Here is a 23,289-nt window from a genome sequence, read left to right on the forward strand (position 1 = left end):
GGCTGCCGGGAGGGCAGTCGTCAGGCGTCCCCGTGGCGTCAAGCCCGCCACCGCAAGGTAGGCAGGAATCTCCCTCGTTTACGAGGGAGAGCACTTCAATGACCGGCCGTAGCCACGGGGAGAACACCGATATGAACCGCCGCACCATCGCTCGAATGCCCGCCCGCCGCGCCGCCGCACTGGCCCTCGGTATCGCCGCCGTCACCGCCCTCCCGCTGGGGCTGACCGCCTCGGCCCAGGCGACTCCCGCCAAGGCCGCCGCCGCGGCGCCCCGGACGGTGACCGGCAGCCCGTCCGACTCCGTGACACGCATCGCCGACTTCTACGGCGCCTACATCGACGCCCAGAGCGGCCCCCGTGACGGCGGGAAGCTCGTGGCGGAACTGCGCAAGTACTCCATCCATCCCGACTACCTGAAGAAGCTGGTCGCCTGGGAGGGCAAGAACCACGCGGATGGCGTCCTGCGCGCCCAGAACGTCCCCTTGCGCTGGACGGTCACCGACAACGGCACCGCCGACCACACGGAGGCCGGCATCACGCTGACCTGGGGCTCGGGGACCACCACCAAGCTGGTCGTGGACATGACCCGGGACCACAGGATCATCAACATCGGCACGAAGGGCATCGGCGGCAAGTGACCTACGGCCGGATCCGCAGCCGGCACTGGACAGTTCGGCCGATCCGCCGCCCTCACGCGCCCGTCCCAGCCTGGACGGGCGCGTGAACTGCCGCAGCGTCCGCTCCAGACGTCCCTCCCGCAGCGTCCGGCGGGCGCCGTCGATGGCCTGATCCAGCCAGGAACAGTCCAACCAGCCTCTTACATCCGGTCGTTGAGCATTCGACATGACTGCTGTGTTCAGCTCGCGGGCATGGATCCCGTGAACGCGTTCGATCAGGAGGGGACTACACCGGAGTCCGGGCGGGGGTCATGAAGAGGCAGGCAGGAGGGGGCGGTCCCGTGGTCATCGGGGCCTTCTCGGCGAAAAGGGCGAAGGAAACGACCGAGAACGACCAAGCCATCGACGACGACACCGACATAGGCACCGACAACGACCACAACATCGACATAGGCACCGACATAGGCACCGACATAGGCACCGACACCGACATCGGTGATGACGGTGGCGTGGACCGGGGGGAGGCGTCGCAGATGAGGCGCAGGCTTGGTTGTTCGGATCTGCGGGAGGTACCGGAGGCTCGCAGAGCGCTGCGCGAACTGCTGCGGCAATGGGGGAGGCCCGGCAGTTCGGAGATAGCGGAACTGCTCACCAGCGAGCTGGTCACCAACGCGCTGGTCCACACCGACCGGGACGCGGTGCTGACGGCCACCGTCTCGCCGCGCGGATTACGGGTGGAAGTACGGGACTTCGTGGGACGCAGGCCCAGGCTGTGCGCACCGGTCGCCGACGAGGGCACGCATGGCAGAGGGCTGGTTCTGGTGGACTCCCTCGCCGACGCGTGGGGAGTCAGGGCGCACGGCGTGGGCAAGGCGGTGTGGTTCGAACTGAACGGGGGCGCGGCCTGAACAGGCCACGCCCCCATGTCGGTTCACACTCAAACAGCGCTCAACTCGTGCTCAGCAGTGCCTTTCGGCTCAGCCGTACTGCTGCTCGAGGTCCCGGAGCTTGCGCTCCAGGGAGTCCAGGCGGGGCAGGGCCATCGTGTCGTCCTCCGCCGTCAGGTCGACAGTGATCGAGTCACTGGCGCCCCGAACGGGCTGAAGAGAGGGACGGGCGCGCAGAGGCAGCTGCTCCGCGGAGGATATGGCAGGCTCCGAGGTGACCTGGGCGGGCGCCCGCTCCACCTCGACCTGCTGGCCGCCACCGCCGCCACCGCCGCCGAACGGGCCGCGGTGGCCCCGGCTGATCGCCTTGAGGTGCGCGCGCTCGGCCCGCTCCTGCTCACGACGGCGCAGCCGCGCCTGCTCCTTCTGGCGCCGGTCCTCGCGCACCTCGTCGACCGCTTCGTCCAGGCTGCGGACACCCTCGAGGAGCATCAGCGACCAGGCCTTGTACGTCTCACGAGGCGCTCGCGCCCAGCGGACCATACGGATCTGCGGCAGCGGACGCGGCACCAGACCCTGCTCGCGCAGGGCGGCCCGGCGGGTCTGCTTCAGCGCGCGGTCGAAGAGCACCGCGGCGGACAGGGACATGCCGGCGAAGAACTGCGGGGCGCCCGCGTTGTCGAGACCCCGGGGCGCGTGCACCCAGTTGAACCAGGCGGCCGCGGCAGCGAAGAGCCATACGAGTATCCGGGAACCGAGGGCCGCGTCACCGTGGCTGGCCTCGCGCACCGCGAGCACGGAGCAGAACATCGCCGCTCCGTCCAGACCGAACGGGACGAGGTACTGCCAGCCGTCGGTGAGGTTCAGGTTCTGCTCGCCGAAGCCGACGAGGCCGTGGAAGGAAAGCGCCGCGGCGACCGCCGCACAGCAGAAGAGGAGTACGTAGGACGCGGAGGCGAAGATGGCTTCCTTGCGCCTGCGTCGCTCTTCGGTGCGCTCCCACGAGTCGTCCTGGCTCGCTTTCGCCCCGGAGGAGCGCTTGCCGCGCGCCAGCACCGCCACCGCCGCCAGCACGCCCAGGAGCAGTACGGCGCCCGGAAGCAGCCAGTTAAGCGATATGTCGGTCAGTCTCATCTGGGGTCCCTTGCATTGGGATAGGGCGTAACGCCCGCCATAGTGGCCCAATCCCCTCAGCCCTCAGGCTGTTTCGGGGCAAGAGGCCGCCTAAGGAGGTGCAAGGGGATGCTCAGGGCGACATTCTGCTCGAACTGCCGCTTGAGGGGCGGGAGTTGAGTTCGAATAAGACTACCCGTACGGGTGGTTCCACGGAAAGTTCCTGCGACAAGTGAGGAACTTGTGAAGTGGCTGTAACCGTTGAGGGCCTCAGTCGAACATGATCTTACGGCGGCGATCCTACGGCACGCAGTGCCGGGCCCCGGGGGGAGGGTCCCGTAGTTGAGGGTGCCTCAACTCTCGGCAGTGGTCGTCGGCTTGGTGAGGCGGTCATTTCCCGCAGGTCCGCGGGGCGGCTCCGCGGGCAGTTGTCGCACGGCTCCTGGCCGGTCGTACGCGTTCGCGACGGGGTGCCGGATTCGAACGGGGCGTGTCTGTGCTGGAGCGAGCGGGCCGGACCGTCGAATCCCGATGGATCACCCGAGGGTAATAGGTAAGCCTAACCTTGCTCATTCTGCCCCTGGGGTGACCAGGATCCACGCCGGATCCGGCCAGCGGAGCGGCGCAAATCCGAACCTGGACTCGAATCGGGATTTGAACTGACGGAATGTGCGCCTATGGTGCTTGACGGGCGAGTAACAACCCGCCGTAATGACCCCATGTGCCGTCAAGGTGCCATCTAGCCCGGAGGAGGCCCCGTGCAGCAGGCCGGCCCGCAGGGCGCGCACGGCTCGCCCGACACCCTGGCCCCGGCCGCCGTACGCGTTCCACCGCAGTTCAGGGCCGCGGACATGGACCGGGGCCGGCGCCCCGACGCTGTGGCCGACGTGCTGCCCGGAGCCGGTGCCCGGGGTGAGCACACGCACAGCGAGCTGCCGATCCCCCTGCCGCGTACCGAGCGGGCACGTCCCGTCGTCCAGCGTTCCTCCGTGCGCGGCCAGATCCTCGACGCGCTGCGCACCGCGCTCGTCGGGGGTGAGCTGGCGCCCGGCGAGGTGTACTCGGCCCCCGCACTGGGCGACCGCTTCGGGGTCTCCGCGACGCCCGTCCGCGAGGCGATGCAGCAGCTCGCACTGGAGGGCGCCGTCGAGGTCGTCCCCAACCGGGGCTTCCGTGTCGTGGAACGCGGCGCCCGTGAGCTGGCCGAGCTGGCCGAGGTCCGGGCCCTGATCGAGCTCCCGGTGCTGCTCCGCCTGGCCCACACGGTGTCCGCCGAACGCTGGACGGAACTCCGCCCCCTCGCCGAGGCGACGGCCCGCGCGGCGTCCACCGGCTGCCGGGTCACCTACGCGGAGACCGACCGTGCCTTCCACCGGGCGGTCCTGTCCCTCGCCGGCAACTCCCAGCTCGTCCAGATCGCCGACGACCTCCACCGCCGCGCCCAGTGGCCCCTGGTGAACACGAAGGCCGCCACGGGCCGAGCGGCACTCATGTCGGACGCGGCGGACCACATCACGCTGCTCGACGCCCTGGCGGCGGGAGACGTGACAGGGGTCCAGTCGCTGGTACGCAACCATGTGACAGGCGCCCACTGACGGGGCCACCCCAGGGGTGCGGGGAACCGCGCGACAAGCCACAACGCCCCCCCAGCCGCCCCCCCGGACCGGTTACTCCCCCGCACCTACGCTGAAGCCGCCGGCGGAGCCAACTGCCTCGCCAGCCACGTGGGCACACCCCCGAGCAGCCGGAACAACCGCCCCGCCTCCGCGCGCAGCCGTGAAGCCTCCGGCTCGGACTCCGCGTCGGCCAGCGACGCCAGCGCGGGCGCCGTCCCCACCAGGTACCCCAGCTCTTCCCGGATCCGCAGCGATTCGCCGAATCCGTGCCGCGCCTCCGCCAACTCCCCTTCCCGCAGGGCGAGTCCGGCCAGATGACGCCACGTGAACGACAGCAGCAGCGGATCGTCGTGCGCCGTCGCCCCCGCGTGAGCGCGCCGGTACGCGGCCCGCGCCGCCTGCGGGGAACGCGCCAGGTTCTCGGCCAGCAGCCCCCGCCGGAAGTCCAGCACCGCCCGCCCGGAAACCCCCGGCGGGATCAGCGCCGCCGCCCGCCCCAGCGCGGCCCGCGCCTCGTCGGCGCGGTCCCGTACGCCGAGCAGGGTGGCGGCGTACGCCAGCTGACCGCGCTCACAGGCCGCCGCCCCCCGCTCGTCGTCGCTCTGGGCCAGCGCCTCCGCCGTACGGAGGGCGTCCTCGGCCTCTTCCCAGCCCTGCTCGGTGTAGAGGCATCGCTCCACCAGCAGCGCGGCCCGCTGGAGCGAGGCGTCGGCGGTGGCGGCGTCGAGCAGGGCCGCCGCGTCCGCCCAGCAGGCGCGGGAGCGCAGCCGCCATACCGCGGTCTGGAGTGGATCGTCACCAGAGGTCGTTCCGGAACCAGACATGGCGGTGTACGCCACGTTGCCCTCCCCGAGCACGCCATCGAGCTTGTTGAGTGGTGGCGGCATCTCAGCACGAATCCCGGTGCCGGGCCAAGAGGGTGGGTGAAGGAATTCACAAAGTCGGGGAAGAAGAGGCGCCGGATTGCCGCGCGACCGGCCCCACCCGGCGCACGCCAAGGCCGCACGCCCCGCGCCCGCGCCCGTTGGACGCCGTCGCGGACTCAACTCATGCGCAACGCCAGGAAGAAGTCCAGCTTGTCCTCCAGCCGCGACAGATCACGGCTCGTCAACTGCTCGATCCGCCCCACCCGGTACCGCAGCGTGTTGACATGCAGATGCAGTCGCGCGGCGCACCGCGTCCATGAGCCGTCGGACTCCAAGAACGCCTCCAGCGTCGGGATCAGCTCGGCGCGGTGGCGCCGGTCGTAGTCCCGCAGGGGGTCGAGCAGGCGGGCCGTGAAGGCGCGGCGGACGTCGTCCGGGACGAACGGGAGCAGCAGCACATGGGAGGCCAGCTCCTGGTGGCCCGCCGCGCACACCCGGCCGGGGCGCGCCGCGGCCACCCGGCGGGCGTGCCGTGCCTCCTCCAGCGCCCCGCGCAGCCCCTCCGCCGAGTGCACGGGCGCGCTGACACCGATGGTGAGCCGCCCGTCGTCGTCCAGGCCCGCCGAGAGCGGTTCCTGTATGCCGGCGAGCAGCTTTTCGGCCAGAATTCCCGTCTCCGAACCGTCGTGCTCCGACGACACCGCCGGCAGCGGTACGAGGGCGATCGCCTCGTCCGCAGTATGGGCCACGGCGATCCGGTCGGAGTGCTCCGGCCCCGTCAGGAGCGGGTCCACAAGGATTTCCTCCAGCAACGCCTGTGCCACCGGGCCGCCCTCGATCTCGCCGCCGGCCCAGTCCACGCGGGCCACCACGATCTGCCAGTGCGGGGCCGCGCCGAGGCCGGGCAGCAGGACCGGCGCGGCGACCCGTAGCCGGGCGGCGATCTCGGCGGGCGAGGCGCCTGTCTGCACCAGCTCCAGGACCTCTTCGGCGAGCCGCCGCCGCACCACGCGTTCCGCGTCGCGCCGGTCGCGTTCGACCGCGATCAGCTGCGCGACGCCCTGGAGCAGGTCGAGCCGCTCCGCCGGCCAGTCGCCGGCGTCCGCCTCGACGGCGAGCAGCCAGTCGGACAGCACGGTCTCCCGCACGTCCCGTGCGCCGCCCGGCGCGGCGGTGCGGCCGTTGCCGCGGACGGGGAAGAGGGAGTACGTCGCGGCGCCGATCGCCACCCGGTGGGGTCTGAGTACACGTCGGTTCCCGGTACGGGCCGCCGTCAGGTGCTCGGCGGCCAGCGCCGCGCACACCTCGGGGGAGGGGGCGGGGCCGGCCACCTTCGAGTCCGCGATGAGACGGCCGGCGGGGGAGAGGACCCAGGCGCGCAGGTCGAGGTCGGAGCCGAGCAGGTCCAGGACCACGTCGGGGCCGCCCCCGGCGGGACCCGCGGTCATCATCCGGCGGTGGCGGTCCACGACGGCCGCCAGATCTCCGGCGCGCTCGCCGGACACCTGGCGCACGACGTGTTCGGTGATCGTCGCGAACGCCACCGACTCGTGCACCGCGAACAGCGGCAGCCGGTGCCGGACGCAGGCCGCGATCAGGTCGTCCGGGATGTTCCCCAGCTCGGCCTCACCGGCACCCAGTGCCGCGACCCCGGCCCCCGCCAGGAGGCGTACGAAGGACTCCGAGTCTCCGGGATCCCGGCGCCAGGCCAGGCCCGTGAGCACCAGCTCGCCGCCCGAGAGGTAGCGGCTGGGATCCCTGAGGTCGGTGGTCATCACCCCGCGTACGGTGCGGTCCAGCTCGTCCTCACCGCCGAGCAGCGTCAGGCCCAGCGCATCGGTGTCCAGCAGTGCGCGCAGCCGCATTTCTCGTCGCCGCCGTTCTGTTTGCGAGCCGCGCTTTTCCGCCTGCGCGGCGCTCACTGTTTCCGGGGAAAATCAGAGAGGTTACTGATGGCCTCTGTTCATACGAATCTACAAGACGATCCCCCTGGCCAGCCAACTCCTTCATGGTTTCCGTGACTGACCCCGACGCGGCACAGCCCTGTGTACTGGTTTCACCGCACGTGAACCGCGCATGAACGAGCCATTGGCACCACGTACGCGACGAAGAGGAAAAGAGCCGGTCATGGACTTCCTTCGCCCCGCCAGCTGGGAGGAGGCGCTCGCCGCGAAGGCCGAGCACCCCACCGCTGTGCCGATCGCGGGCGGCACCGACGTGATGGTCGAGGTCAACTTTGACCACCGCCGGCCCGAGTACCTCCTCGACCTGACCCGTATCGGAGATCTCTACGAGTGGGAGACCGGAGAGCGCAGCGTGCGGCTCGGTGCCTCGGTCCCGTACACCAAGATCATGGAGAACCTGCGCGGCGAACTGCCGGGCCTGGCCCTCGCCTCGCACACGGTCGCCTCCCCGCAGATCCGCAACCGGGGCGGCGTCGGCGGCAACCTCGGCACCGCCTCCCCGGCCGGTGACGCCCACCCGGCGCTCCTCGCCGCCGGAGCCGAGGTCGAGGCCGAGTCCGTACGGGGCACCCGGCTGATCCCGATCGACGACTTCTACACCGGCGTGAAGCGCAACGCGCTCGCCCCCGACGAGCTGATCCGCGCCGTCCACATCGACAAGGCGGACGGGCCCCAGCAGTACTCCAAGGTCGGCACCCGCAACGCCATGGTCATCGCGGTCTGCGCCTTCGGACTCGCCCTGCACCCGTCGACCCGGACCGTCCGTACGGGCATCGGTTCGGCGGCGCCCACACCCGTCCGGGCGAAGGTCGCCGAGGAGTTCCTGAACGCGGCGCTCGAAGAGGGCGGCTTCTGGGACAACGGGAAGATCATCACGCCGTCGGTCGCCAAGCAGTTCGCCGACCTGTGCGCGGGCGCCTGCAACCCCATCGACGACGTCCGGGGCACCGCGAGCTACCGCCGTCACGCGGTCGGTGTGATGGCCCGGCGCACGCTGACGTGGACCTGGGAGTCGTACCGCGGCACCGCCGCCCGCTCGGAGGGAGTCGCCTGATGCGCGTCAATTTCACGGTCAACGGACGTCCGCAGGAGGCCGACGACGTGTGGGAGGGCGAGTCCCTGCTGTACGTCCTGCGGGAGCGGCTCGGTCTGCCGGGCTCCAAGAACGCCTGCGAACAGGGCGAGTGCGGATCGTGCACCGTCCGCCTCGACGGCGTACCGGTGTGCTCGTGTCTCGTCGCGGCGGGCCAGGCCGAAGGGCGCGAGGTCGTCACGGTCGAAGGACTCGCCGAGTACGCCAAACAGCGTACGGAACGCGGCAGTTGTGGAACGGCCGCCTGCGGTACGTCACTTGACGCGGCCCAGCGGTGGCAGCCCACGGGCAGCGCCGACTCGCAGACCGGCGCGGGCGTCGAACTGGCCCCCATCCAGCAGGCGTTCATCGACGCCGGAGCCGTCCAGTGCGGTTTCTGCACGCCCGGTCTGCTGGTCGCCGCCGACGAGATGCTGGAGCAGAACCCCAACCCGACCGACGCGGACATCCGCGAGGCGCTGTCGGGCAACCTGTGCCGTTGCACGGGCTACGAGAAGATCATGGACGCGGTCCGGCTGGCGGCGGCCCGACAGGGAGAGGCGGTCTGACATGCCCGGCAGGAACGCTCCCCTCGGGACCCCCACCAAGGTCACCCAGGGCTCGAAGACCAGAGGCGGCATCGGCGAGTCGACGCTCCGCCCCGACGGCACCCTCAAGGTCACCGGTGAGTTCGCGTACTCGTCCGACATGTGGCACGAGGACATGCTCTGGGGCCAGATCCTGCGCTCCACGGTCGCCCACGCCGAGATCGTGTCCATCGACACGGCCGAGGCTCTCGCGCTGCCCGGCGTGTACGCCGTCATGACGTACGACGATCTGCCGACCGACGTGCGCACCTACGGCCTGGAGCTCCAGGACACCCCGGTCCTCGCCCACGGGAAGGTCCGCCACCACGGTGAACCGGTCGCCATCGTCGCCGCCGACCACCCGGAGACCGCGCGCCGCGCCGCCGCCAAGATCAAGGTCGAGTACCGCGACCTGCCGGTCGTCACCGACGAGGCATCCACGACCGCGCCGGACGCGATCCTCATCCACGACCACCGCACCGACCGCCACTTCGCCCACGTCGACCACCCCAACATCGTCCACCGCCAGCCGATCGTCCGCGGCGACGTCGAGGCCGCCCGCGCCCGCGCCGACTTCGTCGTCACCGGCGAGTACACCTTCGGTATGCAGGACCAGGCGTTCCTGGGCCCGGAGTCGGGCCTCGCGGTCCCCGGCGAGGACGGCGGCGTCGACCTGTACATCGCCACCCAGTGGCTGCACTCCGACCTGCGCCAGATCGCGCCCGTCCTCGGCCTGCCCGAGGACAAGGTCCGGATGACGCTGTCCGGTGTCGGCGGCGCGTTCGGCGGCCGCGAGGACCTGTCGATGCAGATCCACGCCTGCCTGCTCGCCCTGCGCACCGGCAAACCCGTGAAGATCGTCTACAACCGCTTCGAGTCCTTCTTCGGCCACGTACACCGCCACCCCGCCAAGCTCACCTACGAACACGGGGCCACCAAGGACGGCAAACTGACCCACCTGAAGGCGCGCATCGTCCTGGACGGCGGCGCGTACGCCTCCACCTCCGCGGCGGTCGTCGGCAACGCGGCCTCACTCGGCGCCGGCCCGTACGTCGTCGACGACGTCGAGATCGACTGCGTCGCCCTCTACACCAACAACCCGCCCTGCGGCGCGATGCGCGGCTTCGGCGCGGTCCAGGCCTGCTTCGCCTACGAGGCCCAGATGGACAAGCTCGCCGACGCGGTGGGCATGGACCGGGTCGAGTTCCGCCGCCTCAACGCCATGGAACAGGGCACGCTCCTGCCCACCGGACAGGCCGTCGACTCCCCGGCCCCGGTCGCCGAACTCCTGCGCCGCGTCAAGGCGATGCCCCTCCCGCCGGAGCAGCAGTGGCTGACGGCGGGCGAGGCGGCGGACGTACGCCAGCTGCCGGGCGGCCTCTCCAACACCACCCACGGCGAGGGCGTCGTCCGAGGCATCGGCTACGCGGTCGGCATCAAGAACGTCGGCTTCTCCGAGGGCTTCGACGACTACTCGACCGCCCGGGTACGGATGGAGGTGGTCGGCGGTGAGCCGGTGGCCATGGTCCACACGGCGATGGCGGAGGTGGGCCAGGGCGGGGTCACCGTGCACGCCCAGATCGCCCGCACCGAGCTGGGCGTCACCCAGGTGACGATCCGACCCGCCGACACCCAGGTCGGCTCGGCCGGTTCGACGTCCGCCTCCCGGCAGACGTACGTCACCGGTGGCGCCGTCAAGAACTCGTGCGAGCTGGTCCGCGAGAAGGTACTGGAGATCGGGCGCCGCAAGTTCGGCTCGTACCACCCGGCGTGGGCGACGGCGGAACTGCTGCTGGAGGGCGGCAAGGTCGTCACGGACGCCGGTGAGGTCCTCGCCGACCTGGTCGATGTCCTGGGCGAGGATTCCGTCGAGGTCGAGGCGGAGTGGCGGCACCGGCCGACCGAACCGTTCGACCTGCGCACCGGCCAGGGCTTCGGACACGTCCAGTACTCGTTCGCCGCGCACCGGGCCGTCGTCGAGGTCGACACCGAACTGGGCCTGGTGAAGGTCATCGAACTGGCCTGCGCACAGGATGTCGGCAAGGCGCTCAACCCGCTGTCGGTCGTCGGCCAGATCCAGGGCGGCACCACCCAGGGCCTCGGCATCGCCGTGATGGAGGAGATCGTCGTCGACCCGAAGACGGCCAAGGTACGCAACCCGTCCTTCACGGACTACCTGATCCCCACCATCCTCGACACCCCGACCATCCCGGTCGACGTCCTCGAACTGGCCGACGACCACGCCCCGTACGGCCTCCGAGGCGTCGGCGAGGCCCCGACCCTGTCCTCGACCCCGGCCGTCCTGGCAGCCATCCGCGACGCGACGGGCCTGGCCCTCACAAAGACCCCGGTCCGCCCGGAACACCTCACGGGTACGGGGTAGCCGGCCGCCGGCTCGTTGGCGGGTGCGGGTCCGGTGGAGACGAAAAGCACGGGGCGCAGCCCCTGCTTTTCAGGGGCGCGGGGAACTGCGCGACCAGCCCCCACCGGACCCGCACCCGCCGGCGGTTTTGTGCAGGCCCTGACAGGCAACCTCCTGGCCGGTTTCGCCCTCAGGCCTATTGAGAGAAAGGGGACCGAGATGCTGGACATCGCCGAAGAACTGCACCGGTGGGTCGAGCAGGGCCGCGACTTCGCCGTGGCCACCGTGGTGGCCGTGACCGGCAGCGCCCCCCGCCGCCCCGGCGCCGCCCTCGCGGTGGACGCCGACGGCACGGCGATCGGTTCGGTCTCCGGCGGCTGCGTGGAAGGCGCGGTGTACGACCTGTGCGGGCAGGCGCTGGCAGCCGGCGAGCCGCTTCTCGAACGCTTCGGCTACAGCGACGACGACGCCTTCGCGGTCGGCCTGAGCTGCGGCGGTGTCATCGACATCCTGGTGACGCCGGTACGGGCCTCGGCCCCCGTCCGTGAGGTGTTCGCGTCGGCTCTGGCCGCCGCCGCGAGCGGGGAGGCGACGGCCCTCGCACGGATCGTCTCCGGCCCGGCCGAATTGCTCGGCCGCGCCCTGCTCGTCGCCCCGGACGGCGCGTACGAGGGCGGCTTCGGCGCCCACCCCGAGCTGGACCGCACGGTGGCCGCCGAGGCGCGCGCCTACCTCGATGCGGGCCGCACCGGCACCCTGGTGATAGGCGAGCAGGGCTCTCGTTGCGGAGCGCCGCTCACGGTTCTGGTCGAGTCGTCCGTCCCGCCGCCCCGCATGATCGTGTTCGGCGCGATCGACTTCGCGTCGGCGCTGGCCCGCATCGGCAAGTTCCTCGGCTACCACGTGACGGTCTGCGACGCCCGCCCGGTGTTCGCCACGCCCGCCCGTTTCCCCGAGGCGGACGAGGTCGTCGTCGAGTGGCCGCACCGGTATCTGGAGCGGACGGCCGTGGACGCCCGTACCGTCCTGTGCGTCCTCACCCACGACGCCAAGTTCGACGTCCCCCTGCTCCAGTTCGCCCTGCGGCTGCCGGTGGCGTACGTCGGCGCGATGGGCTCCCGCCGGACCCACCTGGACCGGAACGAGCGGCTGCGCGAAGTCGGGGTCACCGAGCTGGAGTTGGCACGCCTCAGGTCGCCGATCGGGCTGGACCTGGGCGCCCGTACGCCCGAGGAGACCGCCCTGTCCATCGCCTCGGAGATCGTCGCCAACCGGCGTGGCGGCAGCGGGGTCTCGCTGGCCGGGGCGCACACACCGATCCACCATGACGTCACCTCGGCGTCCGTACCGGCGGGCCGGATCGGGTCGGTGGCCTGACCGGCGGCAGACGTCAGGTCAACTTCGGTGGAACATAACCGAGTTGGACTTCCTGTGTGCCCTTGCGGGTCACCAGGGCGCCGCGTCCCGGTGGCCGGCGGCTCGGTTTGACCGATTGCAGGAGGGGGCCTTCGCCGGGGTCGCCGGAGAGCAGGAGGCCCTGCGCGCCGAGTTCCCGCAACCGCTGGACGAAGGCTTCGTACTGGGATCGCCCGGCCCCGCCCGAGCTGCGCGCCAGCACGACACGCAGGCCCAGGTCGCGGGCGAACGGGAGGAACCCCATGATCGGGGCAAGGGGGTTGCCGCTGCTGGTGGCGACCAGCTCGTAGTCGTCGACCAGCAGATACACGTCCGGGCCCGTGTACCAGCTGCGGGCGCGCAGTTGTTCGGCGGTCACCTCGGGGCCGGGCATCCGGTCGTCCAGGTAGTGGGCCACCTGCTCGATCACCTCGGCGGCGGCCGGCCCCGAAGGACAGTAACCCCGCCCGTACTCCTCGGGGACGTCCTCGTTCGGCCACCGCCGGTAACTCACCAGGTACTCCTCGGGCACCTCACCGAGCAGCGACCGCCGGTAGTCGACCACGAGCAGGGTGGCGTCGGCCGGTGAGACCCGCGCGCAGAGCTGACGTACCAGCATCCGCAGAAACGAACTCTTGCCCGACTCGGACTCGCCGTAGACGAGGAAGAAGGGGTCGTTGGAGAAGTCGAGGAACACCGGGGCGAGGCTGGTCTCGTCAAGGCCGACGGGGACGCGGTGTCCGGGCGTATCGTCGCGGCCCGGCAGCTCGTCGAGGGTGACCAGGGCCGGGAGGGTGCGCACCGGGGGAGCTGTCGGCCCCGACCAGTTCGCGCGCACGTGGGCGACCAGCCGGGCCGTCGCCTCGCCGGTGAACTCCGTCTCGGTGTCGTCGTTCAGCCTCGGCAGGGCGGTCCGGAAGTGCAGCTTGGCGCGGGACAGACCGCTGCCGGGGACTCCCAGCGGGACGTGCACCGCCTGCCGCCGGTCGATCTCGGAGTCCATGGAGTCGCCGAGGCGCAGTTCGACCGTGCTGAGCAGCCGATCGCGCATCGCCGGGCGGACCTCTCCGTAGCGGGCCGCGCTGATCAGCAGGTGCACCCCGAAGTTGAGGCCGCGTGCGGCGATGTCGCTGATGACCGGTTCGAGCGCCTCGAAGTCGTTCCGGAGGGTGGCCCAGCCGTCGATCACGAGGAAGACGTCCGCCCAGGGCTGGTCCGGCCACTCGCCCGCCCCGCTCCGGCGGCGGTAGGTGGAGATCGAGTCGATGCCGTGGACGTGGAAGAACTCCTCGCGCTCCGCCAGCACCCGCGCCACGTCGGCGACCGTACGCCGGACCCGGTCCGCGGCCAGCCGGGAGGTGACGCCGCCCACATGGGGCAGCCCGGCCAGGGCTTCCAGCTTTCCGCCGCCGAAGTCCAGGCAGTAGAACTGCGCGTCGGTGGGCTTGTGGGTGAGCGCGAGCGACGCGATGAGCGTCGTGATCGCGGTCGACTTGCCGGACTGCGGTCCGCCCACGACAAGTACATGGCCCTCGGTCCCGGAGAGATCCAGGGCGAGCACACCGCGCCGGTGGTGGAACGGCTCGTCGACCACCGCGAAGGGGACACTCCGCAGGGGCTGGAACGGCGGCGCGGGCGGCCCGGTTCTCCGGCCGCCCCGCCCGCCGGCCGCCCTCGCCGGCAGCAACGACTCCACCGAGGGAGACTCGCCCAACGGCGGCAGCCAGATCTGACGCGCCCGGGGTTCCGTCCCTGCCAACTGGCCGACGACGACGTCCGCCAGCGAGACGTACTCGGCGCTGTCCGCGCCCGGCAGCGCTGCGGACACGTAGGAGGCCTTGAAACGGATCAGTACGTCCGTCGTGTCGGCCTTGAGGAACCCGGCACCCGGGTCCGACGGCAGATGGTAGGCGTCGGGATAACCCAGCACCGCACGGGACTCGGCAGCCGAGAAGGTGCGCAGCCCGATGCGGTACGACAGATGGGTAGCCAGCCCGCGCAGTCTGCCTTCCTCCAGGCGTTGCGAGGCCAGCAGCAGGTGTACGCCCAGAGCCCGGCCGACCCGGCCGACCTGAACGAACAGTTCGATGAAGTCCGGGTGCGCGACGAGGAGTTCGGAGAACTCGTCGATCACCAGCACCAGCGTCGGCAGAGGTTCGAGGCCGTCCCGCGAGGCGCGGGCCCGCTGGTACTCATGGACGTTCGCCAGCCCGCCCGAGTCCCGCAACAGCTGCTGCCGCCGGGCCAGTTCGCCGCTGATCGCCTCCCTCAGCCGCCCCACGAGCAGCGGATCGCCCTCCAGCCCCGTGACGATCCCGGAGATGTGGGGCAGGCCCGCTAGCGGCGCGAACGTCGCGCTGCCCTTGAAGTCGGCGAGCACGAAGGCCACTTCCTGCGCCGAATGGCGTACGGCCAGGCCCAGGACGATCGAGCGCAGCAGCTCGGACTTGCCGGAGCCGGTCGCGCCCACGCACAAGCCGTGCGGGCCCATCCCCTGGTGCGCGCTCTCCTTGAGGTCGAGGAACACCGGCTGGCCGTCCTCGCCGAGCCCGATCGGCACCCTCAGCCGGTCCTCGGGAGCCCGCCCGGCGCGCAGGGCCGCCAGATCGGGCGAGGCCGTGTTCTCGACCCCCAACAGGCCGGTGAGGACGGCTCCTTGGCGGCCGACGGGAAACTTGACGAGCGCGCCCGTACTCTCCCGGACCCGGAGCGCCGACCACCCGGCCCGTACCGATTCCGCCGTCTGCGCCAGCGACTCCCGCGCGGCCACCGGCCCCGCCCCGTCGTCGAAGCGCGGCACCGCCACCCGAAACCGCCGGCGCCGGGACAGCGCCCAGCCGACCGCGACCCCCGACGCCAGCGCCGGATCGAAGAAGGACTCCTCCGGTTCGTCCAGGGCGAGTTCGAGCCGGGTTCCCAGCAGACCCCGCAGGTCGGTGCTGAAGTCGCTCCAGCGGCGGGCCGTGACCAGCAGGTGGACACCGTAGTTCAGGCCGGTGTTGGCCAGCTTGTGGACCGTGTCCACGAACTCCGGGAGCTCCAGGGTGAAGTCGAGCCAGCCGTCCACGACGAGGAAGACGTCGCTCGCCGCCCCCTCCTCGATCCGGCCCGTCGTACGCAGCGCGCGGAACGCCTCGATGGAGTCGACGTCGAGGTCGCGGAACAGGGTGCGCCGAGTGGAGATCACCGCCTTGACCGCGGTGAGAGCGCCCTCCACCGCGCTGTGCTCGTGCGGCGCCGCGAACGTCCGTACGTGGGGCAGCGAGCGCAGCACCCCGAGCCGGTTGACCGCGCCCTCCAGCAGATAGAACTCCGCCTCGTGCGGGGTGTGGGTCAGCGCCAGGGACATGATCACGGAGCGCAGCAGGGTGGTCTTGCCGCTGCCCAGTTTGCCGACGACGGCCGCGTTGCCGTCCCGGCCGGAGAAGTCCACGCACACGGCTTCCGACCCGGTGCTGTTCTCCAGCCGGCCGACGGGCACGACCAGCCGGGACGCGCCCTCCCACGCGTCGCAGATGAAACCCCGGTCGACGGTCTCCACGGGCGGCGGCAGCAGTGAGCCGAGGGTGAGCTCCTCGGCCATGGCGGCCCGGGCGGCCGGCCCCGCGGACGCGTCGACCCAGGGCGCATAGGCCAGGGCGACATTCCCTTCGCACTGGCCCGACTTGGTCGGCGTCTGCTCGGGTCCCGACTGGTTGCTCACCATGTCGTGGACGAAGCTGTACAGCTCCTCCGGAGTGATCACCCCGTCCCGGTTCTGGTCGGCGAGGCCGGTGCTCAGCCCCTCGATCACGGCCGCCGTGAAACGCGGTGCCGTCAGGCCGTTGTCGAGAGCGAGGTGCTCACCCTCGTACGCGTACTCCAGGGCCGTCGAGGCCGTGATGACGAACGTGCCGCGCCCGGCGAGCGCCGCCTCGACGTCCACGGCCGCGGGCGACATGGGGGAGGAGCCCCGGTGGAAGAGCCCGCTGTAGCAGCAGTCCAGGAGCACGATCTTGGTGCTGGCCTCGCACTCGTCGAGGAGCTGGTGCAGCAGCGCGGCCGGGATCGCGGTGGTGTGCGGACGCTTCAACCGCGTGCTGAGGGTGGCGAAGAACAACCGGTCGGCGTCGTTGCGGATGCCGTGGCAGGCGATGTAGAGCAGGACGAGATCGTCGGGGTCGCGGTTGCTGAGCACCTCCTCGATCGCGGACTCGATCTCCTCCTTGGGCCTGTTCAGCAGCTCGAGTACCGGCTCGAAGCGGCCGATCGCCCGGTCCTCCAGCAGTTCCTTCAGCTTGGCCGCGCCTCGGGCCGGGGCCCTGAGTCTGCTGAGCCCGGGATCCTGGTAACCGTCCGTCGCGACGAGCAGTGCGATCCGGCGTCCCGCCATCGCCAACTCCCGCGCTAGCTATCGGAGTTGGGGCCGGTCGCGGCGGCGGTGCCCGGATCGGCCTGGCCGCCTGCGACCGCCGCCGTCCCCGCCTCGATCCGCGCGGTCACCGCCTCGACCAACACCTGCTGGTCCTTGGCGGACAGAGCGCCGAACGACCCCTTGTGCCCGTCGATCTCCCACTCCACCGACCGTGCCTTCGAACGCTCCACGAACGCGACGACCACGTTGCTCAGTGCTTTGAGCGCGGCGGCGGAGAAGGCGCCGCTGACCACCAGCACCGCGAGGTCGTGCCCCACACCGGCCATCGACGCCTCGGGCGCGGCAACGGTCCCGCGTTCGACCCGGAGGAGGCCGAGAGTGCGCAGATCGCCGTACAGACTGCGGACCTGACGATCCGTCTGCTCCGCGGTGGCTCCCGGACCCGAGTCGATCCGAAGCTTCAGCCGTACGCTCTCCTCGGGCACGCTCTCCCCTTCCCCCGGCCGGCCGTACCACCGGCGACACGGAGTCGATCGTAACGTCCGTCACCCCGTCCTCAGCAGCCGGTTCACCGCCCGCCCGAACACATACCGCGACGCCCCCGCCAGCGGGCGGTCGAACAGCGACGGCAGCAGGCGTACGCGCAACTCCTCGCGCCAGATGACCCGCGAGCGGCCGCCCGGGCCCGGGCGCACCTCGATCTCCGCCCAGCCCAGGACGACCCCGCCGCGTTTCTCCAGGCGGCACAGGCCCGGGGCATCGCCCACCGGGGGTCGCCACACGGTGACCTCCATCCGGTCGTCGAAGGAGAGGGGACCGATTCCCGAGCGGGCGACGAAGACGGTGCCCGCGCGGGTCGGCGGGGCAGTGAGCACCGTGACGCGGGTGAGGGGAACCACGGACGCGTGGCGGGGCCACTCCGTGAGCCGGCGCCAGGCCTCGTCGAGGGGGAGCGGCACCGTACGTTCGAGCAGGAAGTCGACCACGGCACGATCGTAGGGAACCCGGCGAACGGCACAGCGGGTTCCGGGGTTTCGGGCAGCGTGTCGCGACGTCATGACCCGCACCCTCGCCGGAGGGTGTTCGGAGTCTCGAATCCCCGACGTCACCATGTGGGAAAAAGTGGCGGATTTCTCCGGCATATTGGCAGCCCGGCTGCCTCCACGTGTGGTGAGACGGCGGCCCGCGCACCCGCTCGGGCTAGTCCGACCGGCCCCACCCCACCGAAGTGCCGTATCTGTGGGGGGAGGACGCATGCCGGCCCGCTGAGGAGGCGCTGTGGCGAGTTCCCGAGTGACGACGTCGGCGGTGGCCCTGGGACTCCTCCTGGGGGCACTGCTGCCGACCGGAATCGCCAGGGCCACGGCCGCCGCAACCGCCCCCGGACCCTGCACCGCGGGCACCGGCCCCTACCAGCGCGAGCTGGAGGAGCATCTGAAGCTGCCCGTGGACGGACGGCAGACGCCCGCCGGCTGCGAGGCCGTTCGCATCTTCCAGAGCCGCAACGAGGTCCGGCCCGCCGACGGTTACGCGGGCCTCACGACCTACCGCACGATGCTCGTCGTCGAGGCCCGCGCCAACCCGAACGCCGCCGGGAACTGCCCTGTGCGCACCTACCGCGTCGCCTGCGTCGACCTGACCCGGCAGCTGATGTGGGTGCAGACCGGAAGCCGGGTGGTGTACGCGCCCGTGCCGATCCGCTCGGGACGCGACGGCCACGAGACCCGTACCGGCCGGTTCACCGTCTACTGGCGCGACCTCGACCACTACTCCGACCTGTACGCCAACGCCCCCATGCCCTACGCCCAGTTCTTCAGCGACGGCCAGGCCTTCCACGGCACCGCCGGCGACCTGTTCACCGGCGGCTCCCACGGCTGCGTCAACCTGCGCCTCGCCGACGCCCAACGGCTGTGGAACACCCTCGCCCAGGACGACTCCGTCTATGTGTGGGGCGTGAAGCCCGGTACGGAACGGAGACTGAGGCCGGCGGCGGGCGCGGTCAGGCCAGCAGACGGGCCCCCAGGTCCTCGCCCGGAAGGGCCCCCGGAAGGACGTACGCCACCGCCGAACCCCGGTGCTCGATGAAGCGGCTCAGCTCGTCCGTCGCCGTCATCCGGTGCTGGACGCGCGCGAACAGCGCGGGATCCCGCATGAAGGCGAGGAACAGCAGGCCCCGGTCGCCTGGACCGTCGTCGTAGCTGTAGCCCCGGCGCAGCATCCGGGCGCCCGCGTCCAGCCGGGGACTGGCCGCCCGTACATGCGCCCCCACCGGGATCACGTACCGGCCCTGTGGGGTCTTCGCGAAGATGTCCACGTCGTCGTGCTCGTGCCGCCGGCCCAGCGGCGCGCCGCTCGCCCGGTGCCGCCCGATGATCGCCTCCTGGTGCCCCGTACCGAGCCGCGCGAACCCGGCCACGTCGATGTGGACGCGCCGTACGACGAGGAATGTGGCGTCCTGGGACCGCACCCAGCGCTCGCACTCCGCGGGCGTCGGGTTCTGCGTGCCGTCCTTGAAGCCGAGCAGGTTGCGCGGCGTCTGTCCGGCCGGCGTCGGCGGCAGGAACCCGGTCTGCCGCCAGCGCGGGCGCAGCGTGTCGCCCGCCAGCCGGGTCAGCGTCCTCGCGGCGGCAGCCGTGACCCGCGGATCGTCGGCACAGAGCTGGACCAGCAGATCGCCCCCGCCGTACGCGGGGTCGAGCCGGTCGTCGGAGAACGGCGGCAGCTCACGCAGCGCGCGCGGCGCCGCGACACACAGGAGCCGGGGGAGCCGGGGGAGCCGGGGGCCGACCGCCACCGTCGCGGTGAGCCGGGACATCCCGGCGCCCCCGATCTCCTTGATCTCCTTCGCCTGTACGCGACTTCGAGCGGGCCTATCAGGCGAAATACCCCAAGGTCGTCAAACGGATCACGGACGACGAGGACGAGCTGCTGGCGTTCTTCGACTTCCCCGCCGAGCACTGGATCCACCTGCGGACCACGAACCCGATCGAGTCGACCTTCGCCACCGTGCGGCTTCGGACCAAGGTGACCAGGGGCGCCGGCAGCCGCGCCGCCGGACTGGCCATGGTCTTCAAGCTCATCGAGTCCGCCCAGGCACGCTGGCGAGCCGTGAATGCGCCCCACCTCGTTGCCCTTGTCCGCGCCGGAGCCCGTTGTGAACGCGGTCAGCTGGTTGAGCGCGAGGAGCGGGCAGCCTGATGGACACACCCAATCCGCTGACCGACGAGGAACTCTCCGAGATCGAGGAACTTGCCCGTGCTGCGACTCCCGGCCCCTGGCACGTGGGCCAACTGGACGACGACTTCGCCATGAGTCTCGTCGCCATCGGCACTGTCCCCGACACCGGGGCCAGCGAACGCTGGCAAGACTTCGACCACCGCCACATCGTGGCCGCCACCCTGGTCCAGCAGCCACGATACGTCGACGTCGCGGACGAACGCTGGGACGAGAACGCCAACTTCATCGCCAACGCCCGCCAGGACGTTCCCCGCCTGATCGCCGAGATCCGACGTCTCCGCCGCCTCCACGAAGCCACGGATCAGAAACCCAAGGAAGGCTGAAGGGCACCACTGATCCACAGGAATTGACAATTACTCCGCGCGGGACGTGACAGCCCTTGATACGGAGATCACCGACCGACGCACTGATCGAAAGCCGGTTCCGCGATCACCCGCATGCTGAAGCCATCTTGAGTATGCCCGGCATCGGCCCTGTTCTGGGCGCCGAATTCATCGCCTATGAGCGTCTTCGGGAGTCCCGACCGCCTCGCCGGTGTCGCCGGCGTTGCCGGCCGAGATGCCGACGAGGAGGGGCAGTCCGTTCGCGTCCGACAGGACGTGCATCTCGGAACCCGGCTTGCCGCGGTCCACGGGGCTCGGACCTGTGTGTTCGCCCCCTTTACTGGCGCCAGGCGCAGCCGCTGACCAGGACGTAGATGACGGCCGCGAACAGCGTCTCATCAGGCGTGTCCTGCGTTCCGCCGCCCTGCGGCCGCCCTCTCGACGACGGGATCAGCGGCTTCGCGATCTCCCACAGCCCGTCCGGAACAATCCAACTCCACATACCCCGCCCCATGCCCGGAACAACGACGCCTCACCACGCAGAACACGGCCTAAATAAAGATGCGATGCAGACATAATCACTCTTGACAAAATCACGCACGCGTGAGCACTAAGACGGAGACTAAATCGGCTCAGCATTACCTCTGGTGACGGGTGACTATTTTCTCGAATAAGTCAAAATTTACTTTCCCTGAGCTCTAGTCGATAGTGGGCACCCGAATCGAGAGGAGCTCTCCGTTGTCGCTATCCAACGACTCCGCTGCGCGTCAGGTCGAGTGGGAACAGGCGCGAGTTTCCACGCTGTACGAGCTGCTCACAGAGCGGATCTCCGAGGCACGGACACGCCTGGCTGAAGTACTCAGGGCCCCGGCCGAGAGTGCGAGCGAGACATACGAGCGCGGGATCGCCGCCGACCGCCTGACACAGGAGATCGCACGGCTCGAAGGGGCCGAAAACGGACTGGCCTTCGGCCGCATCGACTGGGCGGACGGCACCACACTGCACATAGGCCGGATCGGCCTGCAGACAGAGGACGACGACCTGCCCCTGCTCGTCGACTGGCGTGCGAACGCGGCGCGGCCCTTCTATGAGGCCACGCCGGTTCACCCGATGAACCTGCGGCGACGTCGGCACCTGCGCCTGGACGGGCGCGCGGTGGTCTCGGTGAGCGACGAGCTGCTGGACGGCTCCGCCCCGACCACCGAGGACGTCGTGGGCGACGGCCCGTTGACCGAGGCCCTTTCGGCACGGCGTACGGGCCGAATGCACGCGGCCGTCGCAACGTTGCAGACCGAGCAGGACAAGATCGTCCGCTCCGCGCACCGCGGCGTGACGGTGGTGCAGGGCGGGCCCGGGACGGGCAAGACGGTGGTCGCGCTGCACCGGGCGGCGTATGTCCTGTACGCGTTCCCGCGCGCAGCGAAGGAAGGTGTCCTGGTGGTCGGGCCCAATGCGCGGTTCCTCGACTACATCTCCCAGGTCCTGCCCTCGCTCGGCGAGAACGACGTCGTGCTGGCGACATGCCAGGAACTGGCCGGAGTGGTCCCCACCGCGGTGGAGTCGTTCGACACCGCGCGTCTCAAGGGCAGTTCCGCTCTCGCTGACGCACTTGTCGACCTGCTGCGCACCCATCAAAGTACGCACGGCGACCTCACCTTGCGGTTCGGGCAGGACGTGGTTCACCTTACGGAAGCCACAGTCCGAACCGCACGCGACGCCGCCGTGGCGACCGGGCTGGGACACAATCCAGCGCGCCAGGTGTTCAAGGAGTTTCTGGTCGACGCCCTCACCGAGACGCTGGAACGCAATACGGGTGACCTCTTGGAGCAGATCGACAACGAGGTGGCCCAGCTGACGGGCCGGAACCTCGACCGATTCACCGCGGCGGACCTGCGCCACCCCGGCCCCGACGACACAGCCGCCTCGGGATCGGCCGCCCTTTTCGACGCGGACGCCGTCCGGGCCGAGCTCCTCGACGACCCCCACGTCGACCAGGCCGTGGAGGCACTGTGGCCGCGGCTGACACCCGGTGGCCTCGTGCGGGCTCTCCTGGCAGACCTCGGCACTCTCGCCGAGTGCCTTCCCTGGCTGGCACCGGACGAGCGGTCGCGTCTGCTGCGTGCCCCGGACGCGCCGTGGACCGATGCCGATATAGCGCTGCTGGACGAGGCGGCCAGCTTGGTCGACGGCCCGCCGGAGCGGGTGTACGGGCACGTTGTCGTCGACGAGGCGCAGGAATTGACCGCCATGCAGTTGCGGATGATCGTCCGCCGCTGCCCGGCAAAAGCCATGACGCTGGTGGGCGACTTCGCCCAGGCGGGCCCGGTCACGACGGCGCATGACTGGAAGGAGGCGTTGAGTCCGCATGTCGGCCCGCGGTTCCAGCTGCACAGTCTGACGGTCAGTTACCGCACCACGCAGGAGATTCTCGCGAGTACCCGAGACCTGCTCGCCCGGATCGCTCCGGACCAGAAGCCGACACGGTCACTGCGCACTGGCGAGACTCCCCGCACCGTGACCACACCTGTTGAGAAGCTAGTCGCCACCATCGTCCAGGAACTTCGCACCCAGAGCTCCGCGTACCCGGGCGAGCTCCTCGGGGTCATCTGCGCAGAGGCGAGGGTGGGCGACCTGACAGCCTCTGACATCGCACAGCACGCACGCATCGTTCCAGCGTCCGAGGCGCGCGGGCTGGAGTTCGACGGGGTCGTCGTCATCCGCCCCGAAGAGATCATCGCGGCACGCCCCGGCGGGGAGAGGGACCTGTACGTAGCCCTGACCCGGGCGACCAAGCGGCTCTGCACGATCACCGTCCAGCCCGCCTGACACACTCCGTCCGCTTCTCACCGCTCAGACGGCGCAGACATACGCGAGCACGGCAAACACCAAGACAGAG

General features: G+C 70.7%; 17 protein-coding genes and 2 pseudogenes. 11 read left to right on the forward strand and 8 right to left on the reverse strand.

Annotation, left to right across the window (positions count from 1 at the left end; genetic code table 11):
* Window positions 1-131 precede the first annotated feature (131 nt).
* A complete protein-coding gene (locus ADL01_RS01845) occupies window positions 132-638 on the forward strand; it encodes a hypothetical protein (protein WP_053740076.1) in 507 nt (168 codons plus the stop codon).
* A gap of 512 nt (window positions 639-1,150) precedes the next feature.
* Window positions 1,151-1,525, forward strand: a complete 375-nt coding sequence (locus ADL01_RS01850; RefSeq protein WP_053740092.1) for an ATP-binding protein — start codon at window positions 1,151-1,153, stop codon at window positions 1,523-1,525.
* 69 nt (window positions 1,526-1,594) lie between these two features.
* Here the strand turns inward: ADL01_RS01850 and ADL01_RS01855 are convergent, their stop codons facing one another.
* Entirely contained in the window at window positions 1,595-2,638 is a 1,044-nt protein-coding gene (locus ADL01_RS01855; RefSeq protein ID WP_053740077.1) for a DUF2637 domain-containing protein, read from the reverse strand.
* A 737-nt stretch (window positions 2,639-3,375) separates the two neighbouring features.
* Here ADL01_RS01855 and ADL01_RS01860 point away from each other — a divergent pair.
* Window positions 3,376-4,212 carry a GntR family transcriptional regulator gene (locus ADL01_RS01860; protein WP_053740078.1) on the forward strand — a complete coding sequence of 279 codons (837 nt, stop codon included), beginning with the start codon at window positions 3,376-3,378 and terminating at the stop codon, window positions 4,210-4,212.
* Between the two features lie 86 nt (window positions 4,213-4,298).
* Here the strand turns inward: ADL01_RS01860 and ADL01_RS01865 are convergent, their stop codons facing one another.
* Together ADL01_RS01865 and ADL01_RS01870 are read right to left on the reverse strand one after the other, a co-directional pair.
* Entirely contained in the window at window positions 4,299-5,072 is a 774-nt protein-coding gene (locus tag ADL01_RS01865; protein ID WP_053740093.1) for a hypothetical protein, read from the reverse strand.
* Between the two features lie 203 nt (window positions 5,073-5,275).
* Window positions 5,276-6,964, reverse strand: coding sequence for a PucR family transcriptional regulator (locus tag ADL01_RS01870; RefSeq protein WP_053740079.1), 1,689 nt, complete (start codon window positions 6,962-6,964; stop codon window positions 5,276-5,278).
* Window positions 6,965-7,226: 262 nt separating this feature from the next.
* On the opposite strand from ADL01_RS01870, the gene ADL01_RS01875 reads away from it, so the two are divergent.
* The 4 genes from ADL01_RS01875 to ADL01_RS01890 all read left to right on the forward strand — a co-directional run bounded on the left by ADL01_RS01875 (window position 7,227) and on the right by ADL01_RS01890 (window position 12,461).
* A complete protein-coding gene (locus ADL01_RS01875) occupies window positions 7,227-8,117 on the forward strand; it encodes an FAD binding domain-containing protein (RefSeq protein WP_053740080.1) in 891 nt (296 codons plus the stop codon).
* Window positions 8,117-8,704 (forward strand): (2Fe-2S)-binding protein, encoded by a 588-nt coding sequence (locus ADL01_RS01880; RefSeq protein ID WP_053740081.1) that lies wholly within the window; start codon window positions 8,117-8,119, stop codon window positions 8,702-8,704. The genes ADL01_RS01875 and ADL01_RS01880 overlap by 1 nt, the downstream gene beginning before the upstream one ends.
* Before the next feature lies 1 nt (window position 8,705).
* Window positions 8,706-11,105 (forward strand): xanthine dehydrogenase family protein molybdopterin-binding subunit, encoded by a 2,400-nt coding sequence (locus ADL01_RS01885; RefSeq protein WP_053740082.1) that lies wholly within the window; start codon window positions 8,706-8,708, stop codon window positions 11,103-11,105.
* Between the two features lie 198 nt (window positions 11,106-11,303).
* A complete protein-coding gene (locus ADL01_RS01890; protein ID WP_053740083.1) occupies window positions 11,304-12,461 on the forward strand; it encodes an XdhC family protein in 1,158 nt (385 codons plus the stop codon).
* 13 nt (window positions 12,462-12,474) lie between these two features.
* Here ADL01_RS01890 and eccCb read toward each other — a convergent pair whose 3' ends face one another.
* The 3 genes from eccCb to ADL01_RS01905 are packed head-to-tail and all read right to left on the reverse strand — an operon-like array spanning window position 12,475 to window position 17,819.
* On the reverse strand, window positions 12,475-16,851 hold the full coding sequence (gene eccCb / locus ADL01_RS01895) for a type VII secretion protein EccCb (protein WP_053740084.1): 4,377 nt from the start codon (window positions 16,849-16,851) through the stop codon (window positions 12,475-12,477).
* A 14-nt stretch (window positions 16,852-16,865) separates the two neighbouring features.
* Window positions 16,866-17,318: a hypothetical protein gene (locus tag ADL01_RS01900; protein ID WP_107090781.1), complete on the reverse strand. Its 453-nt coding sequence runs from the start codon at window positions 17,316-17,318 to the stop codon at window positions 16,866-16,868.
* 60 nt (window positions 17,319-17,378) lie between these two features.
* Window positions 17,379-17,819 carry an Immediate-early protein 2 gene (locus ADL01_RS01905; protein WP_053740085.1) on the reverse strand — a complete coding sequence of 147 codons (441 nt, stop codon included), beginning with the start codon at window positions 17,817-17,819 and terminating at the stop codon, window positions 17,379-17,381.
* Window positions 17,820-18,111: 292 nt separating this feature from the next.
* Between ADL01_RS01905 and ADL01_RS01910 the strand changes: the two genes are divergently transcribed.
* The gene (locus ADL01_RS01910) at window positions 18,112-18,918 is read left to right on the forward strand and encodes a L,D-transpeptidase family protein (RefSeq protein WP_420719675.1); all 807 of its coding nucleotides are present in this window, start codon (window positions 18,112-18,114) and stop codon (window positions 18,916-18,918) included.
* On the opposite strand, the gene ADL01_RS01915 is transcribed toward ADL01_RS01910, so the two are convergent.
* Entirely contained in the window at window positions 18,833-19,648 is an 816-nt protein-coding gene (locus ADL01_RS01915) for a Dyp-type peroxidase (protein WP_234354456.1), read from the reverse strand. The two genes, ADL01_RS01910 and ADL01_RS01915, sit on opposite strands and share 86 nt — an antisense overlap.
* A gap of 35 nt (window positions 19,649-19,683) precedes the next feature.
* Here ADL01_RS01915 and ADL01_RS41220 point away from each other — a divergent pair.
* Together ADL01_RS41220 and ADL01_RS01925 are read left to right on the forward strand one after the other, a co-directional pair.
* Window positions 19,684-20,031 (forward strand): annotated as a pseudogene (locus tag ADL01_RS41220) (transposase); the annotation flags it as partial.
* Entirely contained in the window at window positions 20,031-20,393 is a 363-nt protein-coding gene (locus ADL01_RS01925; RefSeq protein ID WP_053740087.1) for a hypothetical protein, read from the forward strand. The pseudogene ADL01_RS41220 and the gene ADL01_RS01925, both read left to right, overlap by 1 nt.
* Window positions 20,394-20,603: 210 nt before the next feature.
* Here the strand turns inward: ADL01_RS01925 and ADL01_RS47625 are convergent.
* Window positions 20,604-20,907: pseudogene (locus tag ADL01_RS47625) on the reverse strand (transposase); the annotation flags it as partial.
* A gap of 224 nt (window positions 20,908-21,131) precedes the next feature.
* Between ADL01_RS47625 and ADL01_RS01935 the strand changes: the two are divergent.
* Window positions 21,132-23,219 carry a HelD family protein gene (locus ADL01_RS01935; protein ID WP_053740088.1) on the forward strand — a complete coding sequence of 696 codons (2,088 nt, stop codon included), beginning with the start codon at window positions 21,132-21,134 and terminating at the stop codon, window positions 23,217-23,219.
* Window positions 23,220-23,289 lie beyond the last annotated feature (70 nt).

The sequence above is a fragment of the Streptomyces sp. NRRL WC-3618 genome, from assembly GCF_001280005.1.
Lineage (GTDB): Bacteria > Actinomycetota > Actinomycetes > Streptomycetales > Streptomycetaceae > Streptomyces.

Coding starts and splice junctions, on each gene's coding strand:
- ADL01_RS01890 (WP_053740083.1), top strand. CDS start 11,304: ATGCTGGACATCGCCGAAGAACTGCACCGGTGGGTCGAGCAGGGCCGC.
- ADL01_RS01880 (WP_053740081.1), top strand. CDS start 8,117: ATGCGCGTCAATTTCACGGTCAACGGACGTCCGCAGGAGGCCGACGAC.
- eccCb (WP_053740084.1), bottom strand. CDS start 16,851: ATGGCGGGACGCCGGATCGCACTGCTCGTCGCGACGGACGGTTACCAG.
- ADL01_RS01850 (WP_053740092.1), top strand. CDS start 1,151: ATGAGGCGCAGGCTTGGTTGTTCGGATCTGCGGGAGGTACCGGAGGCT.
- ADL01_RS01855 (WP_053740077.1), bottom strand. CDS start 2,638: ATGAGACTGACCGACATATCGCTTAACTGGCTGCTTCCGGGCGCCGTA.
- ADL01_RS01845 (WP_053740076.1), top strand. CDS start 132: ATGAACCGCCGCACCATCGCTCGAATGCCCGCCCGCCGCGCCGCCGCA.
- ADL01_RS01875 (WP_053740080.1), top strand. CDS start 7,227: ATGGACTTCCTTCGCCCCGCCAGCTGGGAGGAGGCGCTCGCCGCGAAG.
- ADL01_RS01885 (WP_053740082.1), top strand. CDS start 8,706: ATGCCCGGCAGGAACGCTCCCCTCGGGACCCCCACCAAGGTCACCCAG.
- ADL01_RS01870 (WP_053740079.1), bottom strand. CDS start 6,964: ATGCGGCTGCGCGCACTGCTGGACACCGATGCGCTGGGCCTGACGCTG.
- ADL01_RS01915 (WP_234354456.1), bottom strand. CDS start 19,648: ATGTCCCGGCTCACCGCGACGGTGGCGGTCGGCCCCCGGCTCCCCCGG.
- ADL01_RS01925 (WP_053740087.1), top strand. CDS start 20,031: ATGGACACACCCAATCCGCTGACCGACGAGGAACTCTCCGAGATCGAG.